Source organism: Paenibacillus sp. J14, assembly GCF_000518465.1.
GTDB lineage: Bacteria > Bacillota > Bacilli > Paenibacillales > Paenibacillaceae > Fontibacillus > Fontibacillus barengoltzii.
The window spans coordinates 1-16975 of sequence record NZ_JADQ01000080.1 but is presented as its reverse complement, the minus strand read 5'-3'; the positions used below and the strand labels follow the sequence as shown (position 1 = coordinate 16975).

Here is a 16975-nt window from a genome sequence, read left to right as displayed (position 1 = left end):
GTGCATCCGGCGACAACCGGGGTGGCATAAGGCTGAGCCGCCGGATGATAGCGTAACGAATCATACGCATATTGATCACAGTTGACCTTCACGTCTCCAGAGAGCAGTTCCTGGGCATCGCATTCGCTGAGGGTATGACGGATTTTGTGCAGCATGAGCCAGGCGGTCTTGTAGGTCACTTCAATGATCTGACTCAGCCGCAGCGCTGAGATGCCGTCAGGGAGCAGAAACAACTCGAGGGCACGGAACCACTTTACCAGGGGCAGATGGGTTCTTTCAAAAATCGTACCAACCAAAGGCGACGCCTGATAGCCGCATCGTCTGCACTCAAATAAAGGAAGCCGGCGAGAGGACAGGCAGGTACACTCCGTATAAGCACAATGCGGGCAGACGAATCCATGTGGCCACTTCATCGCGATGATGGCCTCTATGCAATCTGCCTCACTTTGAAAACGACTGCTGATACATTGATATTCCGCATTCATTCCTAATTTCATATCCGATCCCTCCAATCCAATCCTCTAAGCTTAATAAATACGTACGTATGTTCTCTTTTCTAAATTATACCAAACACATGTTCTGTTATCAAGAAAAAAATTCCATATCGTCCATCAAATCTTGCAAAAAAAGTAGATGATTCACGGAAGCCTCTATTCGATCCTGCTCATGGTGCCTCATTCCGGAACAAAAGGGATAAAGGTGAAAAAGTGTGGCCAAAACATTATCTTCTCCCAATTCTGACCCAAAGGGATAATGGTGCTTTTTTATACAGGCCTAACAATGAAGGATTATAGTAGGGGGATGTTTAATATTTAATTTTAAATAAATGCCTGGGAGGATGATCCTTTTGAGCGATATTATTAATTTTGCGCATCGCGGGGCTGCGGGGTATTACCCGGAGAACACGATGCTGGCTTTTGCCAAAGCTCTGGAGCTTGGGGCGACCGGTATTGAAACGGACGTGCAGATGACGCGCGACGGAGAGCTGGTTCTCATCCATGACGAGACGTTGCAACGGACGGCGGGAACGCCGGAGTGGGTCAAGGATTTGACTTTGACCGAAATTAAGCAACGGGAGGCGGGATCCTGGTTCCGCGAGGAGTTTGCGGGTGAGCGCATTCCAACGCTGGAGGAGTTGCTGGACCTCGTTCGGAACACGGATACCATCGTCAACCTCGAACTGAAAACTGGCGTCGTATTATACCCGGGCATCGAGCAAAAAGTACTGGATACGGTGCGCCGCTTTGGCTTAAGCGAACGGATCATCATTTCCAGCTTTAATCACTATTCTCTCGTCGAATGCAAAAAGCTGGCTCCGGACATCCGTACCGGCATTTTGTACATGGAAGGCCTGTATGAACCGTGGGATTATGCGAAGCGGGTGGGCGCGGACGCGCTCCACGCTTATCAATACGCGCTGACGCCAGAGCTGGTGGCGGAGGCCAAGGCGAACGGAGTCGTTTATCATCCGTTTACGGTAAACGATACAAAGCTGATGCAGGCGCTGATCGCAGCGGGTGTGGCCGGTATCATTACCGATTACCCGGATCGCTTGGCTGAACTGCTGGTGAAATAAGGAGCGTGTACGGATGAGAAAAACATGGCTGCTGGGTCTCGGGTTTTTTAGCATTAGCTTGACCTGGGCGTTGTACAATGCGTTTGTTCCGCTGTTTTTGGACGACTATTTGAAGAGCGCCGCGATGATCGGGTTTATGATGACGATCGATAATTATTTCGCCATTGTATTGCAGCCATGGATTGGACACCGCAGTGATAAGACGAATACCCGATACGGACGGCGGATGCCTTATCTGCTGATTGGCATGCCGTTAGGGGCTGTGTTTGCGGCTTTGATCCCTTGGCATACCGGGTTCGTCACACTGGTATTGTTTATGGTGTTAATGAATTTATCGATGAGCTTATTCCGCGCACCGACGGTGGCACTTATGCCTGACATTACGCCAGAGCCGCAGCGGACCAAAGCAAACGGCATTATCAACTTCATGGGCGGCATTGGCTCGGTGCTGGCTTTTGGCATCGGCTCTCAGCTTTATGGGATCGGCTCGTATATGCCGTTTCTTTTTGCCGGAGTTGTGATGCTCATTTGTTTGTTGGTTCTGAAGACGGTGATCCGTGAACCTGCCGCAGCGCTTGTGGCGGGGTTCGCCGGGGATGATGAAGCCGGCAGGAAGCCAAAACCGCAGATTCGCATCAAGGACCAGCTGGACAAGACGACGGTACTGATTTTAGGGGCCATCTTCTTCTGGTTCGTGGCTTATCAAGGCGTTGAGGCATTGTTCACGTTGTACGGCACTAAGCAGATTGGGATGAGCGATGCGGAAGCTTCTTTTTCGTTGACGTTCTTCTCGCTTGCGTTTCTGCTATTTGCGTTGCCAAGCGGCTGGCTGGGAGCTCGTTATGGGAAAAAAGCGATCATTTCCACCGGTGTCGCCGGATTGTTGGTTGTTTTTGGTGTGATGGTTTTCGTTGACTCTGTTCTGTGGCTGCGCCTGCTGCTTATTGTCGGGGGGATCTTCTGGGCGTGTATTAATATCAACTCTTACCCATGGATTGTTGCCACCGGGCGGGAGGAGAGCATCGGGACGCGTACAGGGATTTATTACTTTGTATCGTCCCTGGCCGCAATTACATCGCCTCCGCTTCTTGGCTGGGTGATCGATGCGTTTGGTTATCCGGCGCTGTTCATCAGCGCGTCCGTTGGGATGTTGCTGGCGTTATGCTGCCTGTTCGGTATCCCCCGGGAACAACAGCGCTCCGGGAAGGAGCCGTTCGATCAGGCACCCATCGGTATGAAATAAATGGATATATCCGTTATGAAAAAAAAAAGCGGGTCTTCCAGCGCGATGAAGCGTGGGGGAGACTCGCTGTTTTTTTATGCGATCAGCTTACTTGCGTCTGGAGCGTAACGCCAGCCCTAAAGCAACCAACGATACGAGCAGCGCGCAGGCCGAAAGTACAAGAGCCGTCGTGCCAGCTGGGGAACCACTGTCACTCTCATTGGACGGGGATGCGGATGAGGATGAGGATTCGCTGTCTGAACCGCTCGTCTCCGTATTGTCGGCTGTCGCACTTTCATTGGTGCTGCTGTGATCATGTCCGGCGTCCTCCGTGGTGCCTGACGCGGCATCCGTTCCACCGTGTGAACTGGTATGATCCGCAGGGCCTTCCGCGGCGCTCACCACCGTTAATGAATGGGGGCGATCGGAATCTTCCGCGCCGGTCCATTCTACAACGCTGCCGTCGCTGTAATATTGGAAGGCGTCCCAGGCCAGTTCCGCGGGCTTGCCAGGATTTTGCGCGACGAATTCAAATTGCTGGAACTCGCCGGGGCCGATGCCAGCGCCTTCAGCCGTCCAGGTGACCGCCGTGACGGTTCCATCTTCCGCGGTTGTCAGCTCTACGTTCCAATCCGGTACGGGGCGGTACTGTTTGAAGGCGACTCCTTCCGGGATCTTGAGGGCGATTTTCACCGTATTAATGTCTTTCTCCACAGGTACTTTGATGGTATAGGTTTCCCAGGCTCCTGTTGCGGATTGGCTGGGCTTAACCGTTACATGTGCACTGGCCGTGCTGGTGAACAAGACAAGAATCAAGATCCATGCAATAGCAGAAGCGATTGCTGCGTAATGCCAAAACGGCTTTTTAAAATTACGTATTGGATTGAACATAACTAAAAACTCCTTTGATCATCGTTAAGATTATTCCTCTACGGATTCCCTACTGTCAGCTCTGTATCGTAATCGTAACTGTCGAGTGAACTTGTCAAAATATGGACGTGAATGTTCCAGCGGCCGCCCATTGTAATCAATTCGCTCGCTTCGGGAGGGGAGCCGCCGGGGAAGAGGATTTCGATCGTGCCCATGTCCATTTCCTTTGACGTCAGCTCCAGCGTCACTTGGTCCACATCGCTGCGGGGTTGACCATCCGGACCGAGCACATTCACTTGAAAGGTGTTGGTGCCAGCAACGTTTGGAGTTATACGGATTGTGACCTTCGTCCCATCATCCAACTGATGGGTCAGAGCAGCGGGGCCGGGGGACGCAGCGGCTGTGGGCAAGTTCGCCAGGACACCAGCCAATAGAAGCACAGCTAGTCCTGCTCCCAATTCCGTCCATATGCCGGCGGCGTTCAGCGGCTTCCTTGCCTGTCTTCCACGCAGGAAGGACCAACCTCCAAGCAGCAGGCAGATCAGGGTCAGGGCAATTTTGGCCAACAGTACAAGACCATATATCGTATGCGTCAGCGAGTAAAGCGTTGGTACGTGCAACAAGCTTCCATACACGCCAGAGAGTAACAGGATAGCTACCATAATGAAGGCGAGTATGGAAAAACGCCGGACCGTCCGCCAAGAGAGAGGAAGGTGCGACGGTGCAGAATTCAGGGCCTCTTCTCCAGCGACAGTCTTGGCTGCTGCCGGAAGCAAAAACGCTATCGCACCAACACCGCCCAGCCAGATCAAGGATGCGGCCAAATGCAGGAAGTCTGCCGCTATGGCTGGTCCTCGCAGGTCTGCCGTGGCGGCATGTCCAATAAATGCCTTGGAGAGCAGCAGCCCTAAGCCAAGCAGCATAGCCCCAAGCAAAGGAAGCTGAGATGGTCGGTTGCTTCTGCTGGCGCGCAGCAGGTACAGCGTCCATAAGAGCAAGCCTCCCAGCAATAGGAGCTGAACCTTCCAAATCTCCCCGAAGGTGGTATACACCAGCGTTTGCCGCCAAAGTGCCGGATCCAACGCTTCCTTCCATCCCCCGCCTGCATCGTCAGCGGTTTGCTGCGGCAAACTAAGCAGAATGCCGGCGGAGGAGGCGATCAGTCCGCTTAGCCATAGGACACGGCTGCGCCGCTTCAACCGTTCGGACCCCCAGGCGTTGTCCATGCGGGGGAGAAGCCAAGCATGAAAGACAACAGCCCCAAGATAGGCTGTCATTCCGCCATAAAATAGCCAGCGGACCAATAGCAGACTCCAGCCTGGAAACGAGCTGCCGCCATCCGTCGTTGAATGGATCGGGAGCCCGCTCTCACCGCCTGGATCACCATGACCGATCTGAAACGGAATTGTGCCCGAGATGGCATGACCGTCGCCGGAAACCACATTCCACTTTGCCGTATACAGCCCCTCCGGCAAATCCGACTGCAGGGAGACGGTCAGCCGAGAAGGCTTCTGGGGATCGATTGCCGCTTCGCCATCGGTTACGTCGTCTCCATTGGGGCCAATGACTTCGAGTTTATGGAAGCCTGCCTCAATCGGTTCATTAAAATCGATGACGATCATCTCTGGGGACGTGTCTAATGTCTCGTTTGCTGCTGGATTGGAAGAAACCACATATGCGTGGGCAAAAACAGAAGCTGGTGTTAGAACAAGAACGATAATACATGCGATAACCGCGAAACCTGTCCATTTACGAAGAAACCTGTTCAATCGAATTCATCCTCAATTCAGATAGTCTATGAGCTTCCTCACAATGATTACCATTTTACATGGATTAATTCCGCCTGAGTATGACTAGAATGGGCTATATCGTGCCTCAATTTCTATCTAATTGTGTCTAATCTGTGAAGCCTGGCAATCCAGGGTTTGCATCAAACGTCAAATAATTTGCACAAATATGCAGAATGTTTAAACAAAAACGCTAACCTTGCATGTAAACTATTCAAAAAATGAGGAGCGTCCATTACAATGGGGGTTAGTCTATGGGTTATGACGAGTTTAACCATCATGAAGGGGGATATTCAGTGGCAACAATTAATGTCGGTATCGTAGGTTACGGAAATTTGGGACGGGGCGTGGAAATGGCGCTGAAGCAGAATCCTGACTTTGAATTGAAAGCGATTTTTTCGCGCAGACAACCAGACGAGGTGGCTGCCGCCAGCGGTGTGGTTCATATCTCCGAAATTGAAAAATATAAAGGTGAAATCGACGTAATGATTCTGTGCGGCGGGTCGGCTACAGATCTGCCGGAGCAAGGGCCGCAATTGGCGTCGATGTTTAATACGGTCGATAGCTTTGATACGCATGCGAGAATTCCGGAATACTTTGCAAAAGTGAACGAAGTAGCGCAGAAAGCAGGAACGGTCAGCGTGATTTCGACGGGCTGGGATCCAGGTTTGTTTTCGTTGAACCGTTTGCTGGCGGAAGCTGTACTCCCGGAAGGGAAGGACTATACGTTCTGGGGCAAAGGGGTCAGCCAAGGTCATTCCGATGCAATTCGCCGCGTGCCTGGCGTGAAGGACGGCAAACAGTACACCATTCCGGTAGAGGCAGCCGTAGAACGCGTACGCAACGGAGAAAACCCAGAGCTGTCCACTCGTGAAAAACACCTGCGGGAATGCTTCGTCGTTGCGGAGGAAGGGGCGGATCTGGCGAAGATCGAGCAAGAGATCAAGTCGATGCCAAACTACTTCGCGGACTACGACACGATTGTTCACTTCATTAGTGAGGAAGAATTGAAAACGAACCACTCCGCGATGCCGCACGGCGGTATGGTCTTGCGCAGCGGCCGGACCGGTGCAAACAGCACGCAGCTGATCGAGTTCAGCCTGAAGCTGGACAGCAATCCGGAATTTACGGCTAGCGTGCTGGTCGCTTACGCTCGCGCAGCGTACAAGCTGTCGCAAGCTGGTGAGTCCGGGGCGAAAACGGTCTTTGATATTCCGTTCGGCCTGTTGTCGCCGAAATCGCCGGAGCAACTGCGTAAAGAGTTGTTGTAGGCCGAAGATTCTGTTCAGAATTAACTTACAGCGGACATGCTTCATTTGATTCGTCTATCTGTACGAAAAATAGCATAAACATGAGGTAAGAGGTTGTCCTGAAGACAAGGGAAGTTTTGCTTTGGGGCAGCCTCTTTTGTTTATGTTCAATCAAAATGTCACGAAAATGTCGCACATTCTTCTCGTATCCAGGAGAGAGGCGAGGGTGCGAGATTGATTGGAATACGAAATATTGTGAACAAAATCACAAAATGGAGATTTTCTATGACAATTCTGCGAACTCTGATAGGCTACAGCCGCATTGTGAACAATTATCAAAATCGCCAATTTTGCCGGAAAACGGCCGAAAATCGCCTTAAATCAACTTTTCATGTGATGTAAAGGATAAAAGTCACACTATTGAATGTAATAAATTTACAGAAATAACATTCTATATGAATTGTTATTCAATCCCCCCTTTCCTAACATAAAAGTAGCTGATCGAACGAAGCCATGCCCATAGCTTTAGGGGATGGTGTTCATAATGAAGAAAGGGGTATCGGTATCCTATGAAAAGGAAAGGGTTGCTTTTAGCTTTATTTTCAGCCCTCCTTGTCCTCCTGACCGGGTGTAATCAGTTGACGGTGTTAGACCCGAAAGGTCCGGTGGCCAAGACCCAATCGCAAGTCATCATTTTTTCGATTTTAACGATGGCCTTTATTTTGCTGGTCGTTTACACGCTGTACATCTATATGTTAACGAAATATCGGGCTTCCAAAGCAGCGCCGGACTACGAACCGCCGCATGTGGAAGGCAGCAAATGGCTGGAAATCACTTGGATTACGATTCCAATCATTATCGTCGCGGTGCTGTCGGTTGTGACCGTGCGCAGTACGTCAGCGGTCGAAAAAGTGCCGGAAGGCTACGAGGATCAAAAGCCGCTCGTGATTTACGCCGCCTCCTCCAACTGGAAATGGCATTTTAGCTATCCGGAGGAAGGAATCGAGACGGTTAACTATGTGAACATTCCAACGAACCGTCCAGTAGAGTTCCGGCTGTATTCGTACGGTCCAATTACGAGCTTCTGGATTCCGCAATTGGCGGGACAGAAATACGCGATGAGCGACATGGTCAATACGCTGAACATCGTTGCTGAACATGAGGGCTCCTACATGGGTAAGAACTCGAACTTCTCCGGTGAGGGCTTCGCACACATGGAATTTGAAGCGCTGGCTATGGCGCCGTCGGAATTTGACAAATGGGTCAAAGAAGTGAAGGACACCGCTCCTGAGCTGACCGAGTCGGAGTTCAATAAATTGCTGGAAACCGCACATGTCGGTCGTCAAACGTACAGCTCGACTCATCTGGACTTCCGTCCTGCGCCGGAAGGCGAGAACGCCGGTCATCATCATGGCGGCGAGAACGGAACCGAGGAGATGGACCATTCGACGATGGACCACTCCGACATGGACATGACGGAAGAATCTAGCGAACACGAAGCTCATAACTAATCCACGGGAAGGGAGTACCTGAACATGAAATGGGACGAATTTTTCGTCACGGGTGAGCCGATGATTTATGGCGCGATGGTCAGCATTGTGGTTGTATCGCTGGCGATCGTCATCGGATTAACCTATTTTAAAAAATGGGGCTGGCTGTGGCGCGAATGGTTAACGACCGTCGACCACAAGCGGATCGGCATCATGTATATCATCTCCGCTTTGCTGATGCTCTTCCGCGGCGGCGTGGATGCGCTGCTCATGCGGGCGCAGCTGGCGATGCCGGAGAACGGGCTGCTGGATGCGCAGCACTATAACGAAATTTTTACAACACACGGGGTCATTATGATCCTGTTTATGGCGATGCCGTTTATCGTTGGTTTGATGAACGTGGTTATTCCGCTGCAAATTGGCGCGCGCGACGTCGCGTTCCCACGGCTGAATGCCGTCAGCTTCTGGCTGTTCTTCGCCGGAGCGATGCTGTTTAACATCTCCTTCGTCATCGGGGGCTCCCCGGATGCCGGATGGACCGCTTACTTCCCGCTGGCGAGCGTTGAGTTCAGCCCAACGGTAGGTAATAACTACTACTCGATCGCGATCCAAATCGCGGGGATCGGTACGCTGATGACTGCCGTCAACTTCCTGGTGACGATTCTGAAAATGCGTGCACCAGGCATGACGCTGATGAAAATGCCGATGTTTACCTGGTCGGTACTGATCACCAATATCATCATCTTGTTTGCGTTCCCGGTATTAACCGTAGCGCTGGCACTGATGATGTTCGATCGCCTGTTTGGTACGCAGTTCTTTACAATGGCCAACGGCGGGATGGATATGCTCTGGGCCAACCTGTTCTGGGTATGGGGCCATCCGGAGGTTTATATCGTGATTTTGCCGGCCTTCGGGATTTACAGTGAAGTTATTTCGACGTTCTCACGTAAAAACTTGTACGGCTATAAGTCCATGGTGTGGAGTATGATCGTCATTTCGCTGCTGTCGTTTATCGTATGGGCGCACCACTTCTATACGATGGGTCACGGCGTCATGGTTAACGGGATCTTCTCGATTACAACAATGGCGATTGCAGTTCCAACTGGGGTTAAAATTTTCAACTGGCTGTTTACGCTGCAAAAAGGGCGCATCGAATTTACAACGCCGATGCTGTATTCCCTCGCTTTTATCCCGATCTTTACGATCGGTGGGGTAACCGGGGTCATGCTGGCGATGGCGAGCGCCGACTATCAATACCACAACACGATGTTCTTGGTGGCGCATTTCCACTACGTGCTGATTCCAGGTACCGTATTTGCGGTTATTGCAGGGTTCTATTACTGGTTCCCGAAATTGTTTGGGTTCCGGCTCAACGATCGTCAAGGCAAACTGGCTTTCTGGATTATTGCCATTAGCTTTAATGTAACCTTTATGCCGCTGTTCTTCCTTGGTCTGAAAGGAATGACCCGGCGGATGTACACCTATTCGGAAAGCACTGGCTTTGGTCCGCTGAACTTGATCGCTTCGATCGGTGCGGTGGGACTCGCCATCGGGTTTATCGTGCTGGTGTACAACATTTACTGGAGCTTCCGCTACGCGGAACGGGACAAAACGGGCGATCCTTGGAACGCTCGTACGCTGGAATGGAGCACGCATTCTCCGGTTCCAGAATACAACTTTGCCGTTGTACCTAAGGTCGATTCACTGGATCCGTTCTGGGTATCTAAGAAAACCGGCAAACCGTTGTACTCGGACAAATACGAAGAGATTCATATGCCGAACAACAGCGGCCAACCGTTTATCCTGGGTGTGATTTTCTTCTTCTTCGGATTCTTTATGGTCTTTAGCTGGTGGGTACCGGCGATCATCGCCGGCCTGGGAATTCTCGTCATGCTGGCGGTACGTTCTTTCGAACGCGACCACGGTCGACATATTCCGGTCAGCGAAATTATCAAAACCGAGAAGGCTTTGGCCAGTCGGTTGGACTCGGATGCAGGATTGCGGGGTGAACACGCATGAAGGTAGATCATACTTTACCGCTCGAATATCAAACGGAAGAGAACAGTAACCGGGTACTTGGGTTCTGGCTGTTCCTGGGCGCGGAAATCGTGCTCTTCGCCACGCTGTTCTCGGTGTATCTGACGCTGTGGAACCGGACTGGCAGCGGCCCGAACGGAGCAGAAATCTTCGAAATCGGACCGGTGTTGGGCGAAACGTTCTTGCTGTTGACCAGCAGCTTTACCTGCGGTTTGGCGGTACACAGCATGCGTCTGGGGCTGAGAAAACCGTTTATGGCGTTCTTCGCCATCACGCTGCTGTTGGGCCTCGGGTTCCTGGGCATCGAGATTACCGAGTTCGTGACTTATGTGCATGAAGGCGCGACGATGCAAACGAGCGCGTTCCTGTCGAGCTTATTCGTCTTGCTGGGGACGCACGGCGCCCACGTGACGCTGGGTCTTCTGTGGGGCAGCGGGTTGATGATTCAGGTGAAACGCGAAGGATTTACTCATGATACGGCGAATAAATCGTTTATTTTCTCGCTGTACTGGCACTTCCTGGACGTGGTCTGGATCTTCATCTTCAGCTTTGTATACTTGAAAGGACTGATGTGACATGAAAAAACTGTTCCCGATTCAACACGTCATGGGATATGTGTTCTCACTGATCCTTTCTGTCGTAGCACTGTCGGTGGTGTTCTGGGATATGTCGTTTGCCATGGGCATGACGATCCTGCTCATCTGCGCGGCCGTACAGATGTCGGTGCAGCTGTTCATGTTCATGCACATCGGCGAGAACCGCAGCAAAGGTGCCTTGTACGCCAACCTCGTATACGCCCTGTTCGTCGGGCTGGTGACCGTCTTTGGTACGTTGCTGACGATGATTTGGGGTTACCAATAAGAGGGCAGTCAAATATCGGAAAAGAAACCCGCTGTCACGTAGTGTGGCAGCGGGTTTTTTGGCGTTGGCGGGGGGATGCTAGATAGAGAGGAGCTGCCTTCGATGGAGCCGCAGGGGGCTAAGACGGGCGGCGCTATTATGCGGCGGGTGGGGGCAAGCGCGCGGGCTACGCTAGTACGCGAGCAACCGCATATTACGCTTACGCGAATTCCCTATTACCGACTATTGACACTGTCGTCGCGCAATTTACTTTTAACTGTTCATGATACTCCTAACTACTTCTAACTACTTCTAACTACTTCTAACTACTAACCGACCGGTCGACGTGTGCCGTTTCGGCTAACGCTTGCCACAGTGCTTATTTGGGCCCAAAGCGGGGGGGGTCATTTCTAACGCTTGTCAGCGGGCTTATTTGCACCAAACGGCTCCGTTTCCAGGGCATAACGGGCGAATAAGCTCTCTCATAAGCGTTAGATTCTTAACGCCCTCATTTTGGGCCCAATAGCGTTCCTGGTAAGCGTTAGAGTGCAGATGATACGCTGATGCAGCAGGTGTCTCGGCTGTTGCTGCTCATTGTTGCTGTTGTAGCCGCAGTCGCTATTGTCATACTACTGTACCGGTTATTTTAACGGACCGTAGAGCCGTTATTTGAGGTTGATTGGCGTTTGCTGGCGGCTAATGGACTTCATGGCCGTTATTTTGCGGATGTTGCACAGGTTGGGATCTTTTTGGTGCGAATAAGATCAATGGGGTCTGTTAACACGGGAAATGAGCTGGGAAATGACAAATAAGGACTTTGAGGTCCGTTACGGGGCAGCGATAGGAGGATATCGTCAGAAGGAAGGCTTTAAGAGGTTAGCGTTAAGAGGTAAACATTAGGAGGTAAACATTAGGAGGTAACCATTCGAGTAAACATTGCGAGGTCTGTTTTGCGTCGAGAAAAAGATTTGCGGCTCCCTCTTTACATACCTCATGGGGGTATATTATAATGAGCGTACCACAGCAAACCACGTTGGTTTTGAAAGGAGTCATGTATGGCGAAGGTCGAGGGACAGGAACATGTGGCGTCCGCTCATTGCGAGGAGCACGGCGGGCATCAACACGTATCGGAAACGGAGAATGGTAAGCCGGTACGGCGCAGTCATCATTCCGAAGCGATGAAGAGCAACTTGACCAGCCGATTGAACCGGATTGAAGGGCAAATCCGCGGTATCAAAGGGCTGATTGAGAGAGATACTTACTGTGACGATGTGCTGAACCAGATCGCCGCCGTGCAATCTGCGCTGAACAGCGTGGGCCGGCTGCTGCTGGAGGGACACATGAAGAGCTGCGTGATCGAGCGAATTCAAGCCGGTGAGACGGAAGTGCTCGACGAGCTGCTCGTTACGGTCAATAAGCTGATGAAATAAACAGTGGAACCCCCGGGGGGTACGCTGCAGAGGAAGCATCTATAAAACTCATGGGAGGAACGAATCATGCAAAATATTACGTTAACCGTTGAAGGAATGTCCTGCAATCATTGCGTGAAATCGGTAGAAGGAGCGGTTGCGGGCCTTGGCGCTACAGGGAAAGTGGATCTGGCTGCGAAGAAAGTGGAAGTGACTTTCGACGAAACGAAAGTGACGGTTGATCAAATCAAAGAAGCGATCGAGGATCAAGGCTACGACGTCGTTTAACTGAAGCCTTTTCCTGGACCTATAAGACGTACAAGCGAGTGCGTTGTGCGTCTTTAGGGACCGGGCAGGGGAGTTTTTATTTGCCCTCTATATACCCCTGTGGGGTATAATCTTGGGGGGACTGAGATGGAGGAATTGTCATGGAAAAAACATGGCCTGCCGCTGGTGCGAATCACGACCAGACAACATTGCAAATTACCGGGATGACCTGCGCGGCCTGTGCGGCACGGATCGAGAAGGGGTTAAACCGACTGCCCGGCGTGGAACAAGCCAACGTCAATCTGGCGCTGGAAACGGCGCAAGTGCGGTATGAGCCGGGGACGGTCTCGATCGAGCAGATCATCAATAAGGTAAGCCAGTTGGGCTACGGTGCGGTATTGAAGCCGTCCGAGAAGGAGTCCGGGGAACTTCGCGCACGGGAAATCCGGAAACAACGAAATAAGCTGATCGTGTCGGCCGTGCTTGCGTTTCCGCTGCTCTGGGCGATGGCCGGGCATTTCTCCTTTACTTCATGGATCTGGACTCCGGAGTTGTTTATGAACCCGTGGTTCCAACTCGCGCTGGCAACGCCGGTGCAATTTATCATCGGCTGGGGCTTTTACGTCGGTGCCTTCAAAGCGCTGCGCAGCCGCAGCGCCAACATGGACGTATTGGTCGCGCTGGGTACGTCGGCGGCGTATTTTTATAGTTTGTATTTGAGTTTGGACTCTTTGTCGATGCCTCATGGGCATACCCCCCAGCTGTATTATGAAACCAGCTCGATCTTGATTACATTAATCCTGCTCGGTAAATGGTTTGAGGCGTTAGCCAAAGGCCGCTCCTCCCAAGCGATCAAAACGTTGATGGGGCTGCAGGCCAAAACAGCGCTGGTTCTCAAAGACGGTGTCGAAACGGTGGTACCGATCGAAGGGGTTGTACCCGGGGACGTATTGATCGTCAAGCCAGGTGAGAAGATCCCGGTTGATGGCGTCGTCATCGGCGGGGTTTCGTCCGTAGATGAATCGATGCTGACCGGGGAGAGCATCCCGGTGGAGAAGAAGGAGGGCGATACGGTCATCGGTGCGACCGTCAACAAACATGGCGTGCTGCGTGTACAAGCGGCCAAGGTAGGCAGTGAAACCGCGCTGGCGCAAATCATCCGTGTCGTTGAGGAGGCGCAAGGCTCGAAGGCGCCGATTCAGCGGGTAGCGGATGTGATTTCCGGGATTTTTGTCCCGATTGTGGTTGGGATTGCGGTAGTTACGTTCTTGGTATGGTTTTTCTTCGTGGCGCCGGGCAGCTTCGCCGAGGCGCTGGAAAAGGCGATCGCCGTGCTCGTTATCGCGTGCCCTTGCGCGTTGGGGCTGGCGACGCCAACATCGATTATGGCCGGGTCCGGACGAGCTGCGGAGTACGGGATCCTGTTTAAGGGCGGCGAGCACCTCGAGGCCGCCCAAGGGCTGCAAGCGATCGTGCTGGATAAGACCGGCACGATCACGCGGGGGCAGCCGGAGCTGCGGGAAGTCGTCCCGGCCGAGGGCTGGGACGAAGCTGCGTTGCTCCGGCTCGTCGGCGCCGCCGAGCGCGGCTCCGAGCATCCGCTGGCGGATGCTCTGGTGGCCGGGGCGCGGGCGCGCGCCCTGGAGCTGCCCGAGGCCACCGCTTTTGAGGCGGTGCCCGGGCACGGCATCACGGCGGTCGTCGAGGACCGCCGGGTGCTCGCCGGCACGCGCCGCTTGATGGCGCGTGAAGGCGTCGACGTCGCCGCCGCGGAAGCCGGCATGGCCGCGCTGGAAGCGGCCGGCCAAACCGTGCTGCTCGTGGCGGTCGACGGCGTCTACGCCGGCATGGTCGCCGTGAGCGACACCGTGAAGGAGACGTCCAAGGCCGCGGTGGCGCGGCTGAAGGAGATGGGCCTTCACGTGGTGATGATCACCGGCGACAACGTGCGCACCGCCCAGGCCATCGCCGCCGAGGTCGGGATCGACGAGGTGCTGGCCGAGGTGCTTCCGGAAGGCAAAGCCGCCGAGGTGAAAAAACTCCAGGCCCGCGGCCTGAAGACGGCGATGGTGGGCGACGGGATCAACGACGCTCCCGCGCTGGCCGTAGCCGACGTAGGCATCGCCATCGGCACGGGCACCGACGTGGCCATGGAGGCCGCTGACGTCACGCTGATGCGCGGCGACCTGGAAGGCGTGCCGGATGCAATCGCCATGAGCAAGCGCACAATGGGTAACATCAAGCAGAACTTGTTCTGGGCGCTTGCTTACAATTCGATCGGTATCCCGGTCGCCGCTGCAGGCTTCCTCGCTCCGTGGCTGGCCGGAGCAGCGATGGCGCTCAGCTCCGTCTCCGTGGTGCTGAACGCGCTGCGCTTGCAACGAGTGAAGCTATAATCTTACGATGTAAATTGAAACGAGCCTCCCAACTCGTAAGGTTCCGGACGTTTGTTCCGGTCTTACGAGGGAAGGCTCGTTTTTTTTGATGGAAATGCTATTGTTTTGGATGGATGACAGGATCCCCAATAATGCCTTGATCCTCCAAGGCGAGAAGCAGGTTCTTCATGAGCTCGACGGTTGCTGTGATAGCAGTCACGTCGGGCTTCTTTAATTTCTCCGTACAGGTCAAAGTGGCACGTCCGTTCTTAATCCGCAGTCGTACATGGATCTTGGAATGAAGGTTCAGCAACTCTTCGATCCCTTCATATTTCAAAGCCGATCGCAGGAGACTGGGATGGGAAGCTTTGGCTCGATATTTTTTGTTCAGCGCGGAGTTGGGAAGGGAAGCTTCCCGGAGCCCCCTGGAAAACCAAGCCAAGATATGTCGGTTGGCCGAAAATAACACGAACTCCAGCTTTCGGCGCGGCCGGTAGCTGTACTTTACGGAGATCGCGTACTCATGACCGGAGCTGTCGTTATTCGGGTCAGTGATCGTCACCTCACAGGAACCGAAGTGTGGGGAAAGCGGCAGATGGACACGCTGTCCCTTATACTTCCAGTTCTTAAAAGTTCCTGCAGCGTAAGTCCCTCCAGAGGTTCTGGCGTACTCTTTTAGCAGGGTCGTCGACTTCGGTTCCCACCACGACTTACTTTTTACTGTCGTCTGCGTCATGCTTCTCTTCCTCCTTGCCCGGCGCCCGGGTGGAAGGCAGTCTTCCCTCGCGGCGCAATGCTTCTCGCAGCAGGTATTCGATATGCCCATTCACGCTTCGGAATTCGTCCGCTGCCCAGCGTTCCAAAGCCTGATATAGCGTCGGGTCAAGGCGAAGTGGGAAGCTCTTTTTGCTGGCCATCGTGAATGGATGCCCCTAATTAATACAACGTGCTAGTATTGATGACCGGCTGGGCGGAACGGTCGGAGACGACAGCGACAAGCAGGTTGTTAATCATAGCGGCTTTGCGTTCGTCATCCAGCTCGACGACTTGACCGGCTTGCAGCCGTTCAATTGCCATTTGAACCATGGTGACGGCGCCGTCAACGATTTTCTCGCGGGCGGCGATGATCGCTTCGGCTTGTTGACGTTGCAGCATCGCACTTGCGATTTCGGTCGAGTAGGCCAGATGCGTCAGGCGCGACTCAATGACTTTAACCCCGGCGATGGCTAGACGGTTTTGCAATTCGCTGGTGAGCTCCAGCGCAATCTCTTCCGTATTGGCGCGCAGGGAGAAGCCAGTTTCGGAGTCGTCCAGTTGATCGTACGGATATTTGCTGGCGACGTGGCGCAGTGCAGCTTCGCTCTGAATTTCTACAAAGGTTTCGTATTCATCCACTTCGCTGATCGAACGGGATAATGTGTGAAGGAAGATGTACCACAGCTAATTGAATGGAATAGACGTGAAAATGAGGAAGTGACTGATCAAAGGGGATAATGTGTAAAAAGGAAGTTGGAGCACAGCTAATTGAACGTGATAGTTTGTGGGCTCGAGGAACCACATCTGTACCTCTGTCAATAGAGTAGACACAAAGAATCGAGAAAATTATGCGGCAGATCGGTACATACGTTCGCACTCATTGGGCGTAGAATACCCAATCGCGGAATGGATTCGTTTTCCATTGTAGAAGCAGGTAATATATTCAAAAATGCGTTTCTTGGCTTGCTTGCGTGTTTTGAACTTCTCCAAGTAGACAAGTTCTTTCTTAAGCACACTGTGGAACGATTCAATACACGCATTATCGTAGCAGTTCCCTTTGCGGCTCATACTGCCTTTCATCTTGTAGGTGCGCAGC

General features: G+C 52.8%; 16 protein-coding genes and 1 pseudogene. 10 read left to right on the top strand and 7 right to left on the bottom strand.

The annotated features are described in order from the left end of the window. On the bottom strand, positions 1–497 hold a 497-nt coding region (locus M891_RS24315; protein WP_198032056.1), incomplete at its 3' end, for a transposase. A 350-nt stretch (positions 498–847) separates the two neighbouring features. Here M891_RS24315 and M891_RS0120860 point away from each other — a divergent pair. Next, the gene (locus M891_RS0120860; protein WP_028540139.1) at positions 848–1576 is read left to right on the top strand and encodes a glycerophosphodiester phosphodiesterase; all 729 of its coding nucleotides are present in this window, start codon (positions 848–850) and stop codon (positions 1574–1576) included. Positions 1577–1589: 13 nt separating this feature from the next. Next, a complete protein-coding gene (locus M891_RS0120855; RefSeq protein ID WP_028540138.1) occupies positions 1590–2819 on the top strand; it encodes an SLC45 family MFS transporter in 1230 nt (409 codons plus the stop codon). Between the two features lie 87 nt (positions 2820–2906). Here the strand turns inward: M891_RS0120855 and M891_RS0120850 are convergent, their stop codons facing one another. Continuing rightward, on the bottom strand, positions 2907–3689 hold the full coding sequence (locus tag M891_RS0120850; protein WP_028540137.1) for a YcnI family copper-binding membrane protein: 783 nt from the start codon (positions 3687–3689) through the stop codon (positions 2907–2909). A gap of 38 nt (positions 3690–3727) precedes the next feature. Then, positions 3728–5437: a copper resistance CopC/CopD family protein gene (locus M891_RS0120845; RefSeq protein ID WP_084628942.1), complete on the bottom strand. Its 1710-nt coding sequence runs from the start codon at positions 5435–5437 to the stop codon at positions 3728–3730. A gap of 314 nt (positions 5438–5751) precedes the next feature. Here M891_RS0120845 and M891_RS0120840 point away from each other — a divergent pair, with 314 nt between their 5' ends. The 8 genes from M891_RS0120840 (at position 5752) to M891_RS0120805 (ending at position 15144) form a co-directional block, all read left to right on the top strand. Further along, positions 5752–6726 (top strand): diaminopimelate dehydrogenase, encoded by a 975-nt coding sequence (locus M891_RS0120840; RefSeq protein ID WP_028540135.1) that lies wholly within the window; start codon positions 5752–5754, stop codon positions 6724–6726. 548 nt (positions 6727–7274) lie between these two features. Beyond that, entirely contained in the window at positions 7275–8216 is a 942-nt protein-coding gene (gene qoxA, locus M891_RS0120835) for a cytochrome aa3 quinol oxidase subunit II (RefSeq protein WP_028540134.1), read from the top strand. A 24-nt stretch (positions 8217–8240) separates the two neighbouring features. Next, positions 8241–10214, top strand: coding sequence for a cytochrome aa3 quinol oxidase subunit I (gene qoxB, locus M891_RS0120830; protein WP_028540133.1), 1974 nt, complete (start codon positions 8241–8243; stop codon positions 10212–10214). Further along, complete coding sequence (qoxC, locus tag M891_RS0120825) at positions 10211–10807, top strand: cytochrome aa3 quinol oxidase subunit III (RefSeq protein WP_009223973.1); 597 nt, start codon at positions 10211–10213, stop codon at positions 10805–10807. Before qoxB ends, qoxC begins: the two co-directional genes overlap by 4 nt. Position 10808: 1 nt before the next feature. Then, positions 10809–11093, top strand: a complete 285-nt coding sequence (qoxD, locus tag M891_RS0120820; protein ID WP_016313704.1) for a cytochrome aa3 quinol oxidase subunit IV — start codon at positions 10809–10811, stop codon at positions 11091–11093. A 1034-nt stretch (positions 11094–12127) separates the two neighbouring features. Then, the gene (locus M891_RS0120815; RefSeq protein WP_016313703.1) at positions 12128–12502 is read left to right on the top strand and encodes a metal-sensitive transcriptional regulator; all 375 of its coding nucleotides are present in this window, start codon (positions 12128–12130) and stop codon (positions 12500–12502) included. Positions 12503–12568: 66 nt separating this feature from the next. Continuing rightward, the gene (gene copZ / locus M891_RS0120810; protein ID WP_028540131.1) at positions 12569–12769 is read left to right on the top strand and encodes a copper chaperone CopZ; all 201 of its coding nucleotides are present in this window, start codon (positions 12569–12571) and stop codon (positions 12767–12769) included. Positions 12770–12909: 140 nt separating this feature from the next. Next, positions 12910–15144, top strand: a complete 2235-nt coding sequence (locus tag M891_RS0120805; protein WP_028540130.1) for a heavy metal translocating P-type ATPase — start codon at positions 12910–12912, stop codon at positions 15142–15144. Positions 15145–15241: 97 nt separating this feature from the next. On the opposite strand, the gene M891_RS0120800 is transcribed toward M891_RS0120805, so the two are convergent. The 4 genes and pseudogenes from M891_RS0120800 to M891_RS24305 all read right to left on the bottom strand — a co-directional run. Beyond that, on the bottom strand, positions 15242–15859 hold the full coding sequence (locus M891_RS0120800) for a hypothetical protein (RefSeq protein ID WP_028540129.1): 618 nt from the start codon (positions 15857–15859) through the stop codon (positions 15242–15244). Further along, complete coding sequence (locus M891_RS0120795) at positions 15834–16040, bottom strand: hypothetical protein (RefSeq protein WP_009223980.1); 207 nt, start codon at positions 16038–16040, stop codon at positions 15834–15836. Before M891_RS0120795 ends, M891_RS0120800 begins: the two co-directional genes overlap by 26 nt. Positions 16041–16059: 19 nt before the next feature. Further along, a pseudogene (locus M891_RS24310) lies at positions 16060–16521 on the bottom strand (SPFH domain-containing protein); the annotation flags it as partial. A 204-nt stretch (positions 16522–16725) separates the two neighbouring features. Continuing rightward, positions 16726–16975 (bottom strand): IS3 family transposase (locus M891_RS24305; protein ID WP_036701289.1); only part of this gene is annotated, 250 nt, incomplete at its 5' end.